The following is a 19,129-nucleotide window of genomic DNA, read 5'->3' as shown; positions in this document are numbered from 1 at the left end:
GCCCGAGGGTCGCCGGCCGGCTCAGACCCGGCCCAGGAGCCGGCCCAGCCCCAGTCGGAAGATGATCCAGATCGCGGCGACCGCCTCGCGCGAGTTGATCTTCGACATGCCCGCCCGGCGGTTCTCGAACAGGATCGGCGTCTCGCCGAAGCGGCAGCCCACCTGCTTGCACCAGAAGAGGATCTCCTCCTGGAACGAGTAGCCCCGCGACTTCACCTTCGCCATGTCGATCTCGGCGAGTTTCGAGACACGGTAGCAGCGAAACGCACCGCTGTTGTCACGGGTCCGAAGTCCCAGGAACGTCCGGGCGTAGAGGTTGATCCCCGTGCTCATGAACTTCCGCTTGAGGTTGAAACCGCCCTCGACCCCGCCGCCGGCCACGTACCGCGAACCGATCATGACGTCATGGTCGGCCATGCCGGCGAGGATCGCCGGGATGAATCGCGGCGGATGGCTGAAATCGGCGTCCATGTTCAGAAGATAGTCGAAATCATTCTCGATCGCGTAGGTGATCGCCTCCAGCGTGGCCGTGCCAAGGCCGAGCTTACCGCTGCGATGGATGACGGACACGTCCTTCAACCTGCCGGCGAGTTCGTCGGCGATCCGGCCGGTGCCGTCGGGCGAGTTGTCGTCGATCACGAGGACGGCCGCGTCGGGCGCATAGCCGCGTATGCCCTCGACGAGGGGAGCGATGTTCTCGGCCTCGTTGTAGGTCGCCAGCGAGACGACGACGCGAGGAGCCTTCCGCCCCGACCCCTCAAGTGGTTTCGACACGACCCATGATTCTCCCAACGCGGCCGATGCCGGGGCCTCGACGCCCGCACCCAGGGGCCGCGATTCAGTATGACCCATCGCGACCCGGCGGGGAAGATGGATACGCCCACCTGACGCCTTCGGGGGCCCGCGGAGGCACCCGAGCGAGGCCGACCGGAATCAAGTCGCATCTGGCTGGGAAGCCAGTGTTTGCGTCGTTGGTGCGACTTGACCGGGACGCCGGGAGGGCTCACTCCGAGGGGGGGCCGATGATGCGAATCAGCACCACGGACGGGACATCCCCGGCCGGCTCGATCGGGGGCGGGCCGACGTCGGCGGGCCGGTCGGTGGGCGGCGCGGTCGGGACCGAGGGGATCCGGATCGCCATCTTGGACTGGGGGAACTGCACCTCGGCGGCCGGCTCGGCCGGAAGCCTGACGGCCCGGCCCAGCTCGGCCAGCTCGGTCCTCAGCGCGGATCCCGCTTCCTCCTCGCCGACCTGGCCCGGATGCGCGGCCTCCAGCCGCCGTCGAAGCGTCCCCACCTCGGCGGGGTCGAGCTCGGCCGCGAAGACGACCGGGCCGGCCGCGTCGGCTTCAGCTCGATCGTCGCCGGGCAGCTCGAGCCGGTAGAAGTCGCGATGCGACGTCAGCTTCAAGACCTCCGCGATCTCGTCCAGATCGGGCGGGCCCTCGACGGAGGAGACCACGAAGAGCCGATGGGGGCCGGGCCGCGCCAGCAGCTCCCCGGCGGCGAGCTGCGACCGATCCGGTTCGGAGGCCGGATCGAGCCGAGGCGGGCCCGTCGGGTCGGGATCGGGCGTCGCCCGGGCGAGGGCCTCCGGGGGGCCGACCGGCTCGGCGGCGACGGGGGGCCGCGGGGCCGCCTCGACGACCTCGGTCGCGACGGCCGAGGCCGGCGCGAGGGCGACCGGCGGAGGCGCGACGGGCTCGTCGCGGTGGCGGATCGCGGCCCGAATCCCCAGGGAGGCGGCCAGGAGGACGGCGGCGGCGGCCCCCCACCGGAGCGACGGGCCGAAGGCCCATGCGGCGGGCCGCGAGCCCGAGGCGGCGAGCCGGCGCAGGACCTCGGTCGCGAAGTCCGGGCCGGCGGGCCGGGATAGGCCGGCGATCAGCTCGCGGACCCTGGCGAGCGACCGAAGTTCCTCGGCCTTCTGGGGATCCGACGCCGCGGCCGCCTCGGCCGACCGCCTCAGGTCCGGGTCGAGCTCGTCGTCGAGATAGGCCGACTGCAAGAATTCCAGTTCATCGCTCATGGTGATTCCGGGGGTCGCCGGGACTCGGTTCCGGGGGCGCCCGCCGCGGGGCGCCCGGCTCAAGACAACGCTTGCTCGACGTCGGGATGGATCGAATGGGCGGGCGACTCGTCGTCGACCAGGGGCCGGAGGCGTCGCCGCAGCTGCTGACGGGCCCGATGCAGACGGCTCCGGACGGTCCCCACGGGGATGCCGAGGAGGTCGCCGATCTCGTCGTAGCGACGCCCCTCGAAGTCCTTCAGGATCACGACCGCCCGGTGTTCGGGCTCGAGGGATTCGAGGGCGGCCTCGACCAGCGCCTCGCGCTCGGCCTGCTCGGCGGCGTGGGAGGGGACGCTCGCCGGCGACTCGTCGGGCGGGTCGACGGCCGGTCGGCCCCTTCGAGTGTCGAGTAGGCGAAGGACCCGCCGCATCTTACGTTTCCTGAGGCGGCTCATCGCGAGGTTCAGGGCGATCCGGTACATCCAGGTCGAGAACGAACTTTCCCCCTGATACTGGCCGAGTTTCTCGAAACCCCTGAGGAAGGCGTCCTGGAGGACGTCCTGGGCGTCTTCGGCGGAGCCGAGGAGCCGGACCAGCATCGGGTAGATCCGGCCCTGGCAGCGGCCGACCAGGACGCCGTAGGCCTCGCTGCGGCCGGCGCGACACGCTTCCACCAGGCTGAAGTCGTCCAGATTCCGCGTCATCGCAAGCTTGGACGCCCCCGACGCCGGATCGGTTCCCGGAAATCCGCCGAAATCTACGGCCCGCCCGGCGGCTCGGGCGAAGTGGCCAGGCGGCCCCGCCCATTATCCCGCCGACCGGCGGCCGGGGGGAAGGGCCGAGCGTCGCGAGGAACCGCATCGGACCGTTTTGATTCATGATGTAACATATAAGGTTTCATCCATCGATCTCGGGGCCGTCCGCCCCGCGGCCGCATGTTTCGGCCGCGATCCGGACGCTTTATCGGATCAATTCGCGCGGACTCGACGGGTCCCGCGCGGGCGGCGCGGACGGGGGTTGTATCGATCAATGTACGCACGGATCGACAAAATTCCCCGCGTTGTTGTCAATCCCCGGTCCGCTGCTAGACTCGTCTACGCCAACCTGTTCGGAAAATCTATTCACATTACTTAGTGTTCTCATGCATGAAGCGGGCACGCGATCGCCGCGCCGCCCCCCCATGCGCTCCTGACGCGAACGGTCGTCGTTCTGACCGTTCCGGGCCCGTCCGGGCCCGCCGACCGCCCCGCGATGGGCGGCTCCGCGAAGATTTACAACTTCTAGAGAAGCGACGGAGACGAGATGAGCAGACCCAGGAGAAGGGCCGGCTTCCGGCCGGGCCTCGAGCAGATGGAGCGCCGCGCGATGCTGAGCGGCGCCGGGGTGAACCTGTCGGTCAACAAGGCCTACGCGAAGGAGGCCTACTGGAACGACGTGCAGAAGACCATGTCGGGGTGGGGGCTCGCCGACCGGGCCAAGTACCGGCAGGCGAACCCGACCGTCCCGACGACGGCGGACGGCTACGCGCTCGCCCCGGCCTCGGCCCAGGTCGAGCTCGACCACTATCCCGACGGGGCCTATCAGGTGAGCTTCAAGGGGACGGCCAAGCTCGACTTCTGGGGGGTCGGCCAGCTCGCCGCGCCGATGGTCACGGGATCGGACGGGGTCACCCGGGGGACCATCATCGTGGGGGCCGACAAGGACCCCGCCGCGACCCGGACTCTGATCATGACGGTGCTCTCGGCCGACCCGAGCGATCCCTGGTCCGACCTGCGGATCTGGGCCCCGGGTTCCCCCGCCGACGGCAGCCAACTCTACACCTCCGACTTCCTCCAGTCGCTGGAACCCTTCGACTACATCCGCTTCCTGGACTGGACCGGGACGAACAACAGCCTGGATTCGCAGTGGTCCCAACGCACAGGCCCGGAGGATTTCTTCAAGGGCCATGGCTCTTCCGAGGTCTCCTACGAGGAGGCCGTGGAGCTTTCCAACGAGTCCGGGAACGACATGTGGCTGACGATCCCGGCGCTGGCCGACGACGACTACGTCGCGAACCTCGCCGCTCTCGTCCGCGACCGGCTCGCGCCCCACCTGAAGATCTACGTCGAGTACAGCAACGAGACCTGGAACACGATCTTCAAGGCCTATTCGCAGGTTCTGGCCAAGGCCAACGCCGACCCTCGCGTCCTGCCGGGCACCGACATGAACAAGGTCGCCCAGGAGAGCGGCCTGCAGACGGTGCGGATCGGCCAGATCTTCCGGGAGGTCTTCGGCGCCGACGCCGGGCGCGTGCTGCCCGTGTTCAGCGGTTGGGCGATCTCCCCCTCCTTCCTCGATGCCGGCCTGAAGGCGATCGACCGCGTCTACGGGGCCCCCGCCCAGTTCCTCGCCTCGACGGCGATCGCCCCTTATACGTACCCCACCTCCTCGGTCAATCAGCCCAACGTGAGCTCGAGCGCGGTGCTCGCCGCGATGGAGCAGCGGCTGCCCGTGGTGGAGGCGACGATCTTCAACAGCGTGCGGGTGGCGGCCGCCTACGGCCTGCCCCTCGACGCCTACGAGGGGGGCCAGCACCTGTCGTATTCGAGCAACTACGACGCCAAGCACGAGGCGCTCAACGACCCGCGGATGTACGATCTGTACCGGAACTACTACGCCCTCTGGGAGCGTGCCGGCGGCCGGCAGATGACCTTCTATACGCTCAACGGCGAGTTCTGGGGCCTGAAGAACCAGGTCAACGCGCCGGGCTCCCAGCGGTGGGACGCCGTGATGAGCCTGCTGCTGCAGCCGGGCGACGCCGACCTCGACGGCGTCGTCGACTTCGACGACTTCCGGATCGTCCAGGCGAACTTCGACCGGACGGAGCTGTGGTGGCAGCAAGGCGACTTCAACCACGACCGCAACGTCGACGCGGCGGACCTCTCGGCGCTGCTGGCCAGGCTCGACCTCGGCAGCCTGACGGCGTCCCAGGCGGCGGAGATCGCCGTCGCCCTCCGGCCGGCGACTTCCGCGGCGACGGCCGCCGTGCCGTTCCAGGTCTACGGCCAGGCGAACGTCGGCGACGCGACGTTCGCTTCGACGACGATCAACGGCGGCTCGCTCACGAGGAACGGCGTCTTCAACGGCGGCTACGGGACCGGCGTGATGCAGCTGGGCGGGGTCTCCCACGCCACGGGCCTGGGCGTCTCCAGCCGCTCGACGGTCGTCGTGCCCCTCGACCGCCGCTACACGAGCTTCGCGGCGATCATCGGCGTGGACGACCGGGCCGGCCTCAATCGCGGCCAGGCGACTTTCCAGGTCGTCGGCGACGGCCGCGTCCTCTACACCTCGCCCGTGATGAAGGCCGGCGTGGGCCTGCCGATCGACGTCGACGTGACGGGGGTGTCCTCGCTCTCCCTGATCGTCACGACCCCTGCCGGCGCGAGCGTCACCATCCCCGCCGACTGGGCCCAGGCCCGCCTGGTCGACGCCCGCTCCGAGGGCCGGGCGGCCCCCACGCTGACCTGGACGGTGACCAAGGGGGGATCGACGATCTCCTCCACGACCGCCGAGTCCTTCGTCTTCGTCCCGACCGGGGCGGGCGAGTATCAGGTCTCGGTGCGGGCCGTCGACGCGTCCGGGGACTCGGCCGTGCGGACCGCGGCCCTGACGGTGGGCGCGCCGGCCCGCCAGGCGGGGGCGAGCTTCTTCGGATCCGACCCCCTCACGTCGGGGTCGTGGAAGGGCGCCTACGGGTCCTCCGGCGCCGTCATCGTGGACGATTACGGGACCTATCCCGAGGGCGGCGAGGTTCAGGTCGTCGGCGCGCTCAGGTATGTCTGGAACCGCGCCGTCACCGCGGACAAGCGGGCGCTCCAGAAGACCCGCCCGGACAGCAAATCGTACCGCGTCGCCTCGGCCTGGTACGGCAGCCAGTTCACAATCGACGTCGAGGTCGCCGCCGGGACGACCCGGCAGGTGTCGCTGTACGCCATGGACTGGGACAACAACGGCCGGGTCCAGAAGATCGAGGTCCTCGACGCGGCCACGAACGAGGTCCTCGACACGCGGCAGATCTCCTCGTTCGGCAACGGCGTCTACCTCACCTGGGACGTCTCCGGCAAGGTGCGGTTCCGCGTCACGAAGATCGCCGGCTACAACGCTGTGATCGGCGGGGTCTTCTTCGACGAGTTCAACCCCATCTATGAGGGGCGCGACAGTGTGACGAAGGGGAACTGGAGGGGCCCTTACGGCTCCGAAGGCTACCTGATGCTCAACAACCCCGCGAACCTCCCCGCGTTCGCCCGCGTGACGGTCGCCGGCGCGATCCCGCACAACTGGACCACCAACACGACCGACGTGCGGGCCCTGCGGACGGCCGACGGGACGAAGCGACAGGCCTCCGTCTGGAGCTCGTCCAGCTCCCTCGACATCGACGTGAGCCTCACCGACGGCAAGTCGCACGTCGTCTCCCTCTACGCCCTGGACTGGGACACCACCTCGCGGATCCAGCGGATCGACGTCATCGATCGCGACAGCGGCGAGGTGCTCGACTCGCGCCGGATCTCGGCGTTCAACGGCGGCCTCTATCTGTCGTGGACGGTCTCCGGGAACGTCCGATTCCGGGTCACGAGGATCGCCGGCAACAATGCGGTGATCTCCGGGGTCTTCATCGATCCCGCCGCCGCGACGGAGATCCCGCCCCCGTCGGAGGAGCCCGGGACCGATCCCCCGCCGCCGACCGGGGGGGACCGCGACGACGCGACCAAGGGGAGCTGGATCGGCGCCTACGGCGCTGATGGGCACTTGATGTTGAACAACCCGTCGGGGCTGCCGTCGTACGCCCAGGTGGGGATCAGCGGGGCGTCGCAGTACACCTGGGCGTCGTCCACCGGCGACGTGCGGGCGCTGAGGACGGCCGACGGGACGAGGCGTCAGGCCTCGGCCTGGTACGCCTCCGGCCGGTTCACGGTCGACCTCGCCCTGACCGACGGCCGGGCGCACAAGGTGTCGCTGTACATGCTGGACTGGGACACCAGCCAGCGTTCGCAGCGGATCGAGCTGATCGACCCGGCGACGGGTGAGGTGCTGGACGTGCAGGAGGTGTCGTCGTTCAACGGCGGGGCGTACCTGTCGTGGACGGTGAGCGGCCGGGTGCAGTTCCGCTTCACGCGGCTCTCCGGCCACAACGCCGTCCTCAACGGCCTCTTCATCGACCCGGCGGAGACAGCCGAGGCCCCGAGTGCACCCCCGTCGACGCCCCAGGGCGAGCGCGACAACGCGACCAAGGGGAGCTGGATCGGCGTCTACGGGGGCGGCGGCCAGCAGATGTTGAACAACCCGTCGGGGCTGCCATCGTACGCCCAGGTGGGGATCAAACGGGCGTTGCAGTACACCTGGGCGTCGTCCACCGGCGACGTGCGGGCGCTGAGGACGGCCGACGGGACGAGGCGTCAGGCCTCGGCCTGGTACGCCTACGACTCGTTCACGGTCGACCTCGCCCTGACCGACGGCCGGTCGCACAAGGTGTCGCTGTACATGCTGGACTGGGACACCAGCCAGCGTTCGCAGCGGATCGAGCTGATCGACCCGGCGACGGGTGAGGTGCTGGACGTGCAGGAGGTGTCGTCGTTCAACGGCGGGGCGTACCTGTCGTGGACGGTGAGCGGCCGGGTGCAGTTCCGCTTCACGCGGCTCTCCGGCCACAACGCCGTCCTCAACGGCCTCTTTATCGATTGAGAGATGGACGAAAGTCCCCCCCGCGCCGGTCGCGCCGGGCGGGGGGGACGCCGCTTGCGATCAGGAGACGATCGTCTCCCAGCGGCGGAGGAGCCATGCGAAGGAGCGCTCGGCCGCCTCCAGCCGCTCGCGATCCTCGTGATAGAGGCCGCCCGCCTCGCGCGGCATGCGGTAGGACGAGTCGGCAAGCTGGTCGCGGGCGCCCTGGAGCTGGTGGAAGACCTTCTCATACTCGGCCCGCCTGGCGTGGTTCGACAGCAAGGCCAGCTTGCGTCGGACCGCCCCCAGCTTCTCGTCGCAGGACTTGAGCTTGGCCTCAAGCGCGGGCCGTTCGGGGAAGTGGGTGCGCTCCGGGTAGCTCGGGTTCTGGAAGCGGCGGGCGGGCGCGACGGCGCCGTCGCGAGACGTCGCGGCGATGGCGGGGCTCGAAGACACGGGGGGGCTCCTCGTCGGACCGGGCTCCGAGGCGGTTCGCGACGACCTCGCGCCACCCGCCCGGGCTTGCTTCTTTGCGTTGAGGCGATTGCGGAAACGCGGTAACATCCGCCGCGATCCGGTCCGCCTATTCTGATCGACGAGGCCGACTCTCGCCAGAGCGATCGACCCTCGTCCCGGGCGGCCCCATCCAGGAAGGGCGGTCGCGATGAGCAAGCCGGTCGGGTTCGCGGTCTTGATTTCGGCCCTCGTCTCGGCCTCGGCCTTCGCCGACGAGCCGCCACCGATGCCCGCCGCCGCGGAGGGCTGGGCCGTCGAGCTTGCCGGGCGGACGCCCGAAGGCTTCGCGCCTTCGTGCCTGGCGGTCGGTCCGGACGGACGCGTGCTCGTGGGGGGGCGGTCGATCGGCGAGGCGACGGAGGCCGGCTCCCTCCTCGCCCTCACCGACTCCGGGACCGTCCCGTTCGCGGACGGGCTCAACCCCGTCGCCGGAATGGAGCGGGTCGGCGACTCGCTCCTGGTCTTCCACCCGCCGCTGCTCTCCGCGATCCGCGACGCCGACGGCGACGGCCGCGCCGAGGCCCGCCGGGACCTCGTCGGCGGCCTGGGCGCACCGACGTCGGGCCGGGAGTCCGGCGCGATCCGCCGAGGGATGGACGGATTCCTCTACCTCGCCGTCGAGGACTTGCGGCTCGCCGGGGCCTCGGGGCAGGGGGGAGGAGTCCTCCGAATACGTCCCGACGGCAAGGACCTGCAGATCCTCTCCATGGGCGACGCGCGGCCCGCCGGCCTGGCGATTTCCGCGACCGACGACCTCTTCACCCTCAGCACCTCCGACGACCCGCGCTGGGGCCTGCGCCTGATGCAGCACGTCGCGGGGGGGCGTTACGGCTACCCGCGCCATTTCGTCGCGGCCGAGTTTCGCGCCCTGCCGGCGATCGCGAAGCTGGAAGGTCGGTCGGCGGGGCAGGGGGTGGTTTATGAGGAAGACCGCTTGCCCGACGAATATCGGGGCAATCTGGTCACCTGCGAGCCCGACGCCCAGGCCGTCTTCCGCAACGAGCTTCGCAAGGCCGGCGGCGGCTTCGCGCTGGCCCGAAGGACGAACCTCCTGACGCGCGGGACGCTCGCCGACTTCCATCCCCGCGCGATCGCGTCGGCTGGCGACGGCTTCTGGATCGTCGACGAGGCCGGCGGGAGGGCGGCGCGGGTGTACCGACTGGCTTATGTCGGCTACGGCCTCAGGCCGGCCTCGGCTCGGCCGACGGGAGACCTGGTCACGTCGGCCGTCGGGGCCCTGGATCACCCGAGCCGCTCGGTCCGCCTGGGATCGCAGGATCGGCTGATCGCGAGCGGGCAAGCCGCGGTCCCCCCGCTGATCGCGAGGCTGGGCGTCGAAGAGCCGGCGATCGGACGGCTGCACGCCTTATGGGCTTTGGATGCGATCGGCGGCGACTCGGCGCGCGCGGCGATTCGCGAGCAGCTTGGCGACGGGAATCCGCAGGTCCGGCTCCAGGCGGCCCGGAGCGCGGGGATCCGGAAGGACGGACGGGCAGGGGCGGCCCTGACGAAGCTCCTCGCCAACCGCGACCCCGCCGTCCGTCGCGAGGCCGCGATCGCGCTGGGGAGGATCGGCGACCGGTCGGCCGCCCCGGCCCTGCTGGCGAGCCTCGGCGACGCCGACCGCTTCGCCGCCTGGTCGATCCGCCGGGCGCTCATCGATCTGAAGTACGACGACCGCGAGGCCCTCGCGGCGGCCCTCCTCGACCCCTCGCGCCGCGAGGCCGCCCTGCTGCTCGCCGATGAATCCTGGTCGGTCCCGCTGGTCGAGTCTCTCGTCGCGGCCCTGGGGAAGACGCCCGAGCCCGTCGTGCGCGGCCGCATTCTCTCGTGCCTGGCCGCCCAGTACCGCCGCTACCCCGAGGGAGCCGGCTCGTCCGGCAAGACCGAAGCCTGGGATCCCGAGGGGATGGCCGCCGTCCTGCGAGGGCTTGAGATCGGGCTCAAGGACGCCGACGCCTCGGTCCGCTATCAAGCGGTGTTCGGGCTCCAGTCGGTCGGGGCTCCGGCCGCCCCGATGCTCCGCGCGGCTTTGCCGACGGAGACCGACGTCGACGCCCAGGCCGCGCTCGTGGAGGCGCTGGGGGCCCTCAACGACGCGACGTCCACCCGGCTGCTCCTGCCGATCGTGGTCGATCCGAAGCGGCCCGAGGCGGTGCGCTCTGCGGCCCTCGATTCGCTGAACAAGCTCAAGGGACGCGACGTGGTCCGCGCCCGGCTGACGGTGCTCTACGAGGAGGACGCCCCCGAGACGCTCGTGGCGAAGGCCCTCCCCGCGCTGGCTCGCGACGGCTTCCTGCCGCCGAACGACCTGACGGGCTTCCTCCACCACGCCTCGCCGCTGGTGCGGGCGGCGGCGGTGATGAGCCTGAATCCCTCGCGTCCGCTGCCGCCCGACGTGAAGGACGTGGTCCTGGCGAGGCTCGACGACGAGGACGCCGACGTCCGACGCGCCGCGTTCCTGGCCGCCGGCCCGCTCCAGCTCCGGGAAGCCGTCCCGAGGCTGCTGGAGAAGGCCCATCTGGTCCAGGACGGCGACCGCGCGGCCGTCCTGAACGCGTTGTGCGCGATCCCCGACCCGCGGGCCCTGTCGGTCTACGTCGCGGCGGCCGACGACCCGGACCCGTCGCTGCGACTCGGGGCCGTCCGCGCCTTGCTGGCGATCCGCGACCGGGTCGAGCCCGAGCTTCGGCGGCTCCTGGCCGACGAGGGACGCTCGGACGGCGTGAAGCTGGCGCTCGAACGGGTGCTCGCCCGGCTCGAACCGGTCCGCGGCTGGAGCGTCCTTGGCCCGCTGGGACCCCAGCCCCCCGTGCTGATGACGCGCGAAGGGGCCGTCGACGTCTCGCGATCCTACCCCGGGGCGGGCGGGGCCGCCGTCCGATGGACCCGTGCGACCGAGGCCGAGGACGGCGTGGTCGACCTGGCCCCGCTGAGGGGGGATGCCGCGGCTTCCCCGACCGCCGCCGGCGCCTCGGCGGCGGCCTTCGCCGAGTTCGCCTCGGACGAGACTCGCCGCGCGATCGTGGTCGTCGAGGCCGACGGCCCGATCGAGGTCTTCCTGAACGGATCGCCCGTCGAGCTCTCGGGCCCCGACCCCCAGGACGCGAGAGACTATGTGGCCGTCCCACTCGTCAAGGGCCCGAATCGACTGGTGGCGATCGGCCGTCCGGGTGCCGCCGCGTGGCGGTTCGCGGTCTCGATCTCGCGTGCCTCGTCGCGCTGATCATTGGCCGTCACAAGGCGAGGGAGCCCTGCTAAAATGGAAGTCGTTTAAAGAACTCGGAGCGCCCGGCCTCCCTTTGGATTTCGATGAGTCAGCGTACGAACAGCCTGCTCCCGGCGGCGTGGATGATCTCGGCGGCGTTGTGCTTCGCGACGATGGGGTCGATGACTCACGCCGTCGGCTCGCGCTGCGACTGGTTGCTGATCGCGTTCATCCGGATCTTCAGCACCTTCGTGTTCTCCTTGATGCTGGCGATCGCCGGCGGGGCGAGGCTCGTCCTCTGGAAGCCCCCCACGCTCTGGTGGCGCAGCATCGCCGGGACGATCAGCGTGGCGTGCACCTTCTACGCGCTCACCCGGCTGCCGACGGCCGACGTCCTGACCCTGACCAACACCTACCCGCTCTGGATCGTCCTGACCTCGTTTCTGCATCGCGGGCGGGGGGGGCGACTGACGGACCTGGCGTGCGTGGTCTGCGGGGTGCTCGGCGTCGTCATGATCCAGCAGCCGCACGGGGCGGAGAAGGGCGACGTCGGCGCGGTGGCGATCGCGCTGGTGGCCTCGGTCACCACGGCCGTCGCCATGCTGGGGCTGCACCGGCTGAAGGCCGTCGACGCCCGCGCGGTCGTCGCCCATTTCTCGGGGCTCGCCAGCCTCTCGCTGGGCCTGTGGCTGATGTTCGCCCACCCGCTGACCTCGGCCGACATCCCGCGAGAGCCAGGGGCGATGGCCCTGCTGCTGGGCGTGGGGCTTTCCGGGACACTCGGCCAGGTCTTGCTGACCAAGGCGTACGCTTCCGGGCCGCCGGCCAAGATCGCCGTGCTGAGCCTGACGCAGGTCGTGTTCGGCCTGGTGTTCGACGTCGCCCTGCACGGTCGGCAATTGACCTTGCCGAGCCTTGTGGGCTTCGTCATGGTCCTGGGGCCGACGGCCTGGGTCACGACTCGGGCCGCGCGACGACCTCGGCCCGAGCCGGAAGCCGCGCCGACGCCGCCCCGGCCGATCGCGGCGGACGTCGTCCCCAAGCCGCGTGTGACGACCTGAGCGAAGCGAGGGGAAGGGGAGGGAAGGTATGCGAGCTTCTTATCCGACGAGCCCGGAGTTCGAACGCGTCGTCCGCGGCGAGGCCGGCGCGGACCTGGCGCGCGTCGCCCTGGAGATCGCCCGAGACTTCCGGCCCGGCCTGGACGTGGAAGCCCAGCTCGGGCGAATCGACGCCCTCGCCGATCGGGTCCGCGTCCGCATCCGCGAAGGCGCGCCGGCGCGGAAGCTGATCGGCCAGATCAACTGGGTGCTGTTCGTCGAGGAGGGCTACAAGGGGAACGTCGAGGACTATTTCGAGGCCCGCAACAGCTACCTGGACGACGTGCTCGATCGCAGGACCGGCATCCCGATCACCCTCTCCATCCTGTATCGGGCGATCGCGGGACGGCTTGGCCTGGAACTCTCCCCGGCCAACCTGCCGGCCCACTTCATGCTCAGGCTGGACGACGGCGAGCCCGCGTTCCTCGACGCCTTCCACGGCGGCGAGCTGCTGGACCGGGCCGGTTGCCAACGTCGGATCGCGAAGCTGACCGGCCTGCTGACGCCCTTGTCCGACGCCCAGCTCGCGCCCTGCTCGGATGCGGCGGTGGCGGCCCGGCTGCTCCGGAACCTCAAGGCGATCCATCTCGGCGAGGACGACTTCCCGTCCGCCCTCCTCGTCCAGCGCCGGCTGGCGGCCGTCTCCGACGACGCGACCGAACTGCGCGACCTGGGGATGTTGTGCCTGAGGCTCGACGAGCCCGGCCAGGCCATCGACCCCCTGACCGCCTACCTCAAGGCCCGCCCCAAGCCGGAAGACGCCGAGGAGGTCGGGGCTCTGCTCTCGGGTGCGAGGTCCGCCGTCGCCCGCTGGAACTGACCGGAACCGAGGCGAGCCCGTCCCGGCTTGTCCTCGACAAAATCCCGGAATCCTCTAAAGTCCTGGGCTGCGGGGGGCCGAAACGAGGAAAAGACCTTTCGGCCAAGCGCCGAGGGTGAACGCGCCGAGAGATGCACCTATTGAGCGACGGCGGCGAGGCGGGACGGCTTCCCGACCGGTCAGCACGATCGCGACGGGCGAGCCCTAGCCCGCCCGAGCCGCCATGCCGATCCGCCCAGGAGGAGGGCTCCCTATCATGCGCATCCCCCCAGGAATGCTAGGCCTGCTCCTGCTGGGATCGGGTCTCGCTGGATGTTCGCAGACCGGCGGCTTCCGCGCCGTCACCCCCTCCGACGTCAAGACCACGGCCACCGTGGGGGACAGGTCGGTCTCCGTCGTCGCCGGGCTGCCGGGCGAGGATCGGGTCGCGTCCAACGCGCCCCCCTCGCCGCGATCCTCCACCGGCCGTCTCTCCGGCCGCGTGTACGACGAGGAAGGCAACCCGGTGCGCAACGCCGTGGTCCGGTTGGCCCTCGACGGCGCGGCGGGGGGAAAGGCGGTGCACGCCACGACCGACAACTCCGGCGCTTTCACGCTGCGAGGCGTGCGCCCGGGCTCCTCGTACACGGTGATCGCCGAGTACCAGGGCGAGCAGGGGATGATGACCGGCCGGGCCGACGCTGACGCCCCCGACACCGACGTCCGCATCAGCCTCCACCGCCGCGACGCCGGGATGGGCGACGACTCGCGGGCGATCGCGGCGGCGCCCAAGCGGGCCGACGTCAAGCCGATCTCGCGGGCGGACGAACGGGAAGCGGACGATTCGGATCTCGATCCCAAGATCGCGGCCCCTCGCGCCAGCCGGTCCAGGTCGGTCCGCCCCCGGCTCGACACCGCTCCCGAGGAGGATTTCGAGGAGCCGGTGCGGGGCTGGTCGTCCGAGGGGACTACCCGGCCGCGCCCGAGCGACCCCGTGCAGGACGAAGAGCCGGCCTACCCGCCCGACGACCTCGACGACGGCGAGAATCCGCTCCCCCCGGCGCGCGAGATCAGCCAGGTCAGCGCCCGGGACGACGAGGAGATGGGCGGAGGGTCGGCCCCCCGGAGCCTCCCCGACGGCCTGATTGAAGGGGGCCGGACCCGGAGCCGTTACGGCCCGGTGATCCTCGACGAGGCCGACCCCTTCGCCGAGCCCGAGCCGGCGTCGGAGCCCGCCGCCGAAGAGCGGCCGTCGCGACGGCCTGCCCCGACCACCCTGGAACGCTCGCGCCCGACCTGGTCCGACGTGGTCTCGCAGAACGACGCCATCCCGATCGACGAATCGCTGGCGAAGGCCAAGGCGACCGTCGCGACGGAGGCGACGCCCGCCCTCGCCGCGGCGAAGCCGAAGCTGGCCCCGGCCGTGAGTCGATCCGCCGGGCCCGCTCTGCTCGCGGCCCGCTCGCCGGCCGCCGCGAAGCCGGCCGCGCCGGCGCCCGAGGAGCGGACGGGGCCCTACTGCGAGTTCGACCCGGTCGAGAACCGGATGGTCGACTTCGCCCTGTACGACATGGACGGCAAGCTGGTCTCGATCCGCGACTTCGACGCCGACCTGATTTTGCTCGATTTCTGGGGGACCTGGTGCGTCGAGTGCCGCACCTCGATCGAACACCTGAAGGAGCTTCAGGCTCGGCTCGGGGGCAAGAAGCTCCAGGTCGTCAGCCTCGCCTACGAGAAGACCGACGGGCCGGAGCGGAACGCCAAGCTCAAGGAGGTCGCCGAGGCCCTCAAGATCAACTACCCGGTGCTGGTCCGGGGCTTCCAGGAGGAATGCCCGATCTTCGAGGCGTTCCAGCTCCAGTTCTTCCCGACCCTGATCCTGCTGGACCGCGAGGGCAACGTCCTGCGACGCGAGCAGGGGGCCACCGAGGCGACGCTCGCCCGGATCGACCGCGCGATCGCCGAGAACCTGGAGGGCGGCAAGGGGTACGCCCGCCGCCAGCCCATCGGCCGCACCACCCGCTGAGGCGGTCCGGGCGGGGGTCAGGTCAGGTTGATGATCTCGCCGTCGGCGTCGACGTCGATCCGCTCGGCGGCGGGGCGGAGCGGCAGGCCCGGCATGCGTCGGATCTCGCCGGTCAACGCCACGAGGAACCCCGCGCCGGCGGCGATCTCGATGTCCCGGACGTGAAGCGTGAAGCCCTGGGGGCGGCCCCGGAGCTTGGGATCGTCCGAGAGCGAGTCCTGGGTCTTGGCCATGCAGATCGGCAGCCGGCCGTAGCCGAGCTTCTCGGCCTTGCGGAGCTTGGTCTCGGCCGTCTGCTGGATGTTCACGCCCCCCGCGCCGTAGACGACCTTGGCGATCTGCTCAATCTTCTTCTCGGCCGGCCAGTCCAGCGGATAGAGGGGCTTGTACGGCGTCTCGGGATAGGCCGCCGCGGCGACGACCTTCTCGGCCAGGTCGACCGCCCCCGCGCCGCCGGCGCCGAAGACGTTGGCGGCGGAGCAGGGGATGTTCCGCCCCTGGCAGAAGGCCTGGACGACCCCCATCTCCTCCTCGGTGTCGGTCCCGAACTGATTGATCGCCACGACGACCGGCTTGCCGAAATGCTCGGCCGCGTCCAGGTGCGCCGCGAGATTGACCAGCCCGCGCTCGACGGCCGCCGCGTCGGGCTGGGTGATGTCGGTGAGGGGGACGCCGCCGTGCATCTTGAGGGCCCGGATCGTCGCGACCAGCACGATGACCGCAGGGTTCAGCCCGGCCGACCGGCACTTGAGGTCCAGGAACTTCTCGCCGCCGAGGTCGAAGGCGAAGCCGGCCTCGGTCACGGCGTAATCCGCGGTCGCCAGGGCCATTCGGGTGGCGAGGACCGAGTTGCAGCCATGGGCGATGTTCGCGAACGGCCCGCCGTGGATGAACGCGGGGGTGGACTCCGTGGTCTGCACGAGGTTCGGGAGGATGGCCTCCTTGAGGATCGCCGTCATCGAGCCCGTCACGCCGAGCTGCTTCGCCAGCACGGCGGAGCCGTCGCTCGCATAGCCGACGAGGATGCGATCCATCCGGTCGCGGAGGTCGGCGAGCGACTCCGAGAGGCTGAGGATCGCCATGATCTCGCTGGCCGCGGTGATGTCGAACCCGCTCTCGCGCGGGACGCCCTGGGAATGGCCCCCTAGGCCGATGACGATCCGCCGCAGCGAGCGGTCGTTCATGTCGAGCGCCCGCTTCCAGAGGATGCGGGTGGGGTCGAGGTCGAGGTCGCGGAAGTAGAGCCGGTTGTCGAGGGCGGCCGCCAGCAGGTTGTGCGCGGCGGTGATGGCGTGGAAGTCGCCGGTGAACTGGAGGTTGATCTTGTTCGACGGCTCGACCTTGCTGAGACCGCCGCCGGTCGCCCCCCCCTTGCGGCCGAAGACCGGCCCCATCGACGGCTGCCGGAGCGCCAGCGCGGCCCGCTTGCCGATCCGGTGCATCCCCTGCGCCAGGCCGATCGACGTCGTCGTCTTCCCCTCCCCGGCGGGCGTCGGCGTGATCGCCGAGACCAGGATCAGCTTGCCCGGCTTGCGGCCCGAGGACTTCAGGACGTCCAGGTGGACCTTCGCCTTGTCGCGCCCGTAGGGCTCCAGGTGGTCGGGCGCGATGTCGAGGTCGCGGGCCACGTCGGTGATCGGGCGCAATCCGGCGGGAGTCGTTCCGGGCATCGTCTTCGGGTCCTTCATCAAGGGTCGCGGGGCACCGAAATCTTGCCAGATCGGGGGCCGCGTCGGCAAGCCGCGAATCCTCGCGGCCGGGTTTGGGCCTGTCTTCAGGAGAAGTCGCCCGTCGTCTCCTCGCCCCTCCGGGTCATCCGGTGGCGACCCACCAGCCGCCACCGCCGCAGGCCCGGCGGCGTCGCCAGCGCCACGAATAGGGTTGCGGCCGGCGCGATCGAGCCCGTGATGCTCCAGGGGACGCCCCAGGCCCGGCCCGCCGCCACAACCACGACCGGCGCGACGATGATCAGCGCCAAGCCCACGAACATGACGTCGTAGCCGGGGATGACCCAGAGCCCGGTTCGGATGCGTCCCCAGACGCTCATGGGCGAGGCATACCCCAGCCCGTAGACGGCGAGGCGGATCAGGACGGCGATGAGCGGCGTGGAGACCGTCAAGGTGACCAGAAGGCTCCCGAACTCGAGGCGATCCATGTTCGACCCGAGACAGGAGAGCCACCAGCCGAGGAGGAGGGACGCCATGAGGTCGTCGAGGAGCGACTGCGACGGACTGCTCCGGGAGGGAAGGACCCATGCGGCCGGTCGGACGCCGGGATCGTCGGCTGGCTCGCGAACTCCCTCGGGGACCTTCTCGGGATCCTTGAGAAGTCGGTCGTAGGGCCAGCCGCAGCGGGCCTTCGCGGGGTCGAAGGCCCCGCGGCCGGCGGCGAGGTTCTCGGCCTTCGAACCACGCGGGAAGTCGCGTAGAGCGATCCGAAGGCCGTCGTAGACGATGAGGTATACCACCACCCCGGTCCCCGCGAAGGCCCAGGCGTGGGGCCACAGCCGCACCATCAACCCCAGCCCGAACAATGTCGCGTAGGCCGGGACGTGTTTCGCGGCCCGCCAGACGGCGGGGATCAGGGCCAGGCAATGGGCGGCCAGGAAGACCCCGAGCACCCTCGCCGACTCGTGGCCGGGGACGAACGCGTAGGCCAGGATCAGCCCCCCCAGCGGCAGGGCGTCGGGCCAGTCGAGGTCGATGGGGCCGAACGGCAGCGGGCGGGAGACGTCCCAGGGCGTCGTAGCCAGCCATCTGGCGTAACCGGACCGATACTCGGGGTGGAAGGCCCAGGCTCGATAGAGACCCAGCAATGCCGCGGCGATCAGGATGAAGCCGGCGAAGGTCCTGGCCCGCGGGTCGTCCCATGCTTGCCCGAGGTGGAAGAGCCCGGCGAACGCGATAAACAAAACGCCTGTCGGGATCAGGATCGGCCAGGGTGCGACGAGGCGGAGCGGGGCCCTCATCGCGGGAAGTCCTCGAAGTACTCGGCGAGCTTCCGGGTCGTCTCGGGGAAGATCAGGCGTTCGAGGACGTCGCCCAGCGAGCCGCGGCACTGGGTCAGGCGCTGGAGGTCGTCGAGCGAGCCCTGGGCGAGGATTTGGCCGTCCTGGAGGATGATGATGCGGGTCGCGATCTCCTCGACCAGCTCGGGGACGGGGCTCGTCATCACGATGGTCAGGTTCTTGCGACGGGCGTGGTGCTGGAAGACCTTCCTGAGCGTCAGCAGGCCAGCCGGGTCGAGGCCGCCGGAGAAGGGCTCGTCCAGCAGCAGGATCGGGGCCTCGGTGATCAGGGCCGAGCAGAGGCCGATCTTCTTATTCTGGCCCGCCGAGTAGCCCGAGATCGGGCTGTTCCCCTTCTCCTTGAGGTCGAAGAGGTCCAGGAGCTGGTCCGCGTGCTCGATCACGCGCTCGGGGTCGACCTGATAGAGCCGGCCGACGGCCAGCAGGTATTCGCGGCCGGTCAGCTTTGTGGGCATCCAGAGGTCGTCGGGGAGGTAGACGCAGCGGCGGCGGATCGCCATCTCCTCGTCCGGGTCCCCCTTGCGGAGCATCCCGTCGACGTGGACGCTGCCGCGCTGGGGCGACAGCACGCCGGCCATGACGCCGAGGAGCGTGGACTTCCCCATGCCGTTGGGCCCGAGAATCACCGCCAGCTCCCCGCGTTCGATGCGCAGGCTGACGGAGCGGATCACCGGCCGCACGCCGTAGTGCTGGGTCACGTCGCGCAGCTCGATCACCCGGGACTCCTCAACGGGGCGGAGGGGT

Annotated in this window: 12 protein-coding genes; 5 read left to right on the top strand and 7 right to left on the bottom strand. The window is 70.6% G+C overall.

The genetic code is table 11. The features are described from left to right. Positions 1-21: 21 nt before the first annotated feature. The 3 genes from G6O68_RS14615 to G6O68_RS14605 all read right to left on the bottom strand — a co-directional run bounded on the left by G6O68_RS14615 (position 22) and on the right by G6O68_RS14605 (position 2,715). Positions 22-774, bottom strand: a complete 753-nt coding sequence (locus G6O68_RS14615; protein WP_240911192.1) for a polyprenol monophosphomannose synthase — start codon at positions 772-774, stop codon at positions 22-24. 229 nt (positions 775-1,003) lie between these two features. Further along, the gene (locus tag G6O68_RS14610; protein ID WP_165249015.1) at positions 1,004-2,029 is read right to left on the bottom strand and encodes a hypothetical protein; all 1,026 of its coding nucleotides are present in this window, start codon (positions 2,027-2,029) and stop codon (positions 1,004-1,006) included. A gap of 59 nt (positions 2,030-2,088) precedes the next feature. After that, the gene (locus G6O68_RS14605; RefSeq protein WP_165249013.1) at positions 2,089-2,715 is read right to left on the bottom strand and encodes an RNA polymerase sigma factor; all 627 of its coding nucleotides are present in this window, start codon (positions 2,713-2,715) and stop codon (positions 2,089-2,091) included. Between the two features lie 598 nt (positions 2,716-3,313). Here G6O68_RS14605 and G6O68_RS14600 point away from each other — a divergent pair. Then, positions 3,314-7,729: an NPCBM/NEW2 domain-containing protein gene (locus G6O68_RS14600; protein WP_165249011.1), complete on the top strand. Its 4,416-nt coding sequence runs from the start codon at positions 3,314-3,316 to the stop codon at positions 7,727-7,729. 60 nt (positions 7,730-7,789) lie between these two features. Here the strand turns inward: G6O68_RS14600 and G6O68_RS14595 are convergent, their stop codons facing one another. After that, complete coding sequence (locus G6O68_RS14595) at positions 7,790-8,164, bottom strand: hypothetical protein (protein ID WP_165249009.1); 375 nt, start codon at positions 8,162-8,164, stop codon at positions 7,790-7,792. A gap of 208 nt (positions 8,165-8,372) precedes the next feature. Here G6O68_RS14595 and G6O68_RS14590 point away from each other — a divergent pair, with 208 nt between their 5' ends. From G6O68_RS14590 to G6O68_RS14575, 4 genes are all read left to right on the top strand, one after another. Next, the gene (locus G6O68_RS14590; RefSeq protein WP_165249007.1) at positions 8,373-11,450 is read left to right on the top strand and encodes a HEAT repeat domain-containing protein; all 3,078 of its coding nucleotides are present in this window, start codon (positions 8,373-8,375) and stop codon (positions 11,448-11,450) included. An 86-nt stretch (positions 11,451-11,536) separates the two neighbouring features. Then, a complete protein-coding gene (locus G6O68_RS14585; RefSeq protein WP_165249005.1) occupies positions 11,537-12,493 on the top strand; it encodes a DMT family transporter in 957 nt (318 codons plus the stop codon). Positions 12,494-12,521: 28 nt separating this feature from the next. Continuing rightward, on the top strand, positions 12,522-13,352 hold the full coding sequence (locus G6O68_RS14580) for a SirB1 family protein (protein WP_165249003.1): 831 nt from the start codon (positions 12,522-12,524) through the stop codon (positions 13,350-13,352). 256 nt (positions 13,353-13,608) lie between these two features. Then, entirely contained in the window at positions 13,609-15,357 is a 1,749-nt protein-coding gene (locus G6O68_RS14575; RefSeq protein WP_165249001.1) for a carboxypeptidase regulatory-like domain-containing protein, read from the top strand. A 17-nt stretch (positions 15,358-15,374) separates the two neighbouring features. On the opposite strand, the gene G6O68_RS14570 is transcribed toward G6O68_RS14575, so the two are convergent. The 3 genes from G6O68_RS14570 to G6O68_RS14560 form a co-directional block, all read right to left on the bottom strand. Next, the gene (locus tag G6O68_RS14570; protein ID WP_165248999.1) at positions 15,375-17,027 is read right to left on the bottom strand and encodes a formate--tetrahydrofolate ligase; all 1,653 of its coding nucleotides are present in this window, start codon (positions 17,025-17,027) and stop codon (positions 15,375-15,377) included. Between the two features lie 104 nt (positions 17,028-17,131). Continuing rightward, positions 17,132-18,325 carry a hypothetical protein gene (locus G6O68_RS14565; protein ID WP_165248997.1) on the bottom strand — a complete coding sequence of 398 codons (1,194 nt, stop codon included), beginning with the start codon at positions 18,323-18,325 and terminating at the stop codon, positions 17,132-17,134. Then, positions 18,322-19,101: an ABC transporter ATP-binding protein gene (locus G6O68_RS14560; protein WP_165248995.1), complete on the bottom strand. Its 780-nt coding sequence runs from the start codon at positions 19,099-19,101 to the stop codon at positions 18,322-18,324. The genes G6O68_RS14565 and G6O68_RS14560 overlap by 4 nt, the downstream gene beginning before the upstream one ends. Positions 19,102-19,129 lie beyond the last annotated feature (28 nt).

The organism is Paludisphaera soli (assembly GCF_011064595.1).
GTDB lineage: Bacteria > Planctomycetota > Planctomycetia > Isosphaerales > Isosphaeraceae > Paludisphaera > Paludisphaera soli.
Note: the sequence above shows the minus strand (reverse complement) of the source record. Positions and strands in the feature narration are given on the sequence as shown.

Excerpts from the sequence above, each read along its gene's own strand:
- G6O68_RS14610 (WP_165249015.1), bottom strand. The coding sequence starts at position 2,029 with ATGAGCGATGAACTGGAATTCTTGCAGTCGGCCTATCTCGACGACGAG.
- G6O68_RS14605 (WP_165249013.1), bottom strand. The coding sequence starts at position 2,715 with ATGACGCGGAATCTGGACGACTTCAGCCTGGTGGAAGCGTGTCGCGCC.
- G6O68_RS14600 (WP_165249011.1), top strand. The coding sequence starts at position 3,314 with ATGAGCAGACCCAGGAGAAGGGCCGGCTTCCGGCCGGGCCTCGAGCAG.
- G6O68_RS14590 (WP_165249007.1), top strand. The coding sequence starts at position 8,373 with ATGAGCAAGCCGGTCGGGTTCGCGGTCTTGATTTCGGCCCTCGTCTCG.
- G6O68_RS14585 (WP_165249005.1), top strand. The coding sequence starts at position 11,537 with ATGAGTCAGCGTACGAACAGCCTGCTCCCGGCGGCGTGGATGATCTCG.
- G6O68_RS14580 (WP_165249003.1), top strand. The coding sequence starts at position 12,522 with ATGCGAGCTTCTTATCCGACGAGCCCGGAGTTCGAACGCGTCGTCCGC.
- G6O68_RS14575 (WP_165249001.1), top strand. The coding sequence starts at position 13,609 with ATGCGCATCCCCCCAGGAATGCTAGGCCTGCTCCTGCTGGGATCGGGT.
- G6O68_RS14570 (WP_165248999.1), bottom strand. The coding sequence starts at position 17,027 with ATGCCCGGAACGACTCCCGCCGGATTGCGCCCGATCACCGACGTGGCC.
- G6O68_RS14565 (WP_165248997.1), bottom strand. The coding sequence starts at position 18,325 with ATGAGGGCCCCGCTCCGCCTCGTCGCACCCTGGCCGATCCTGATCCCG.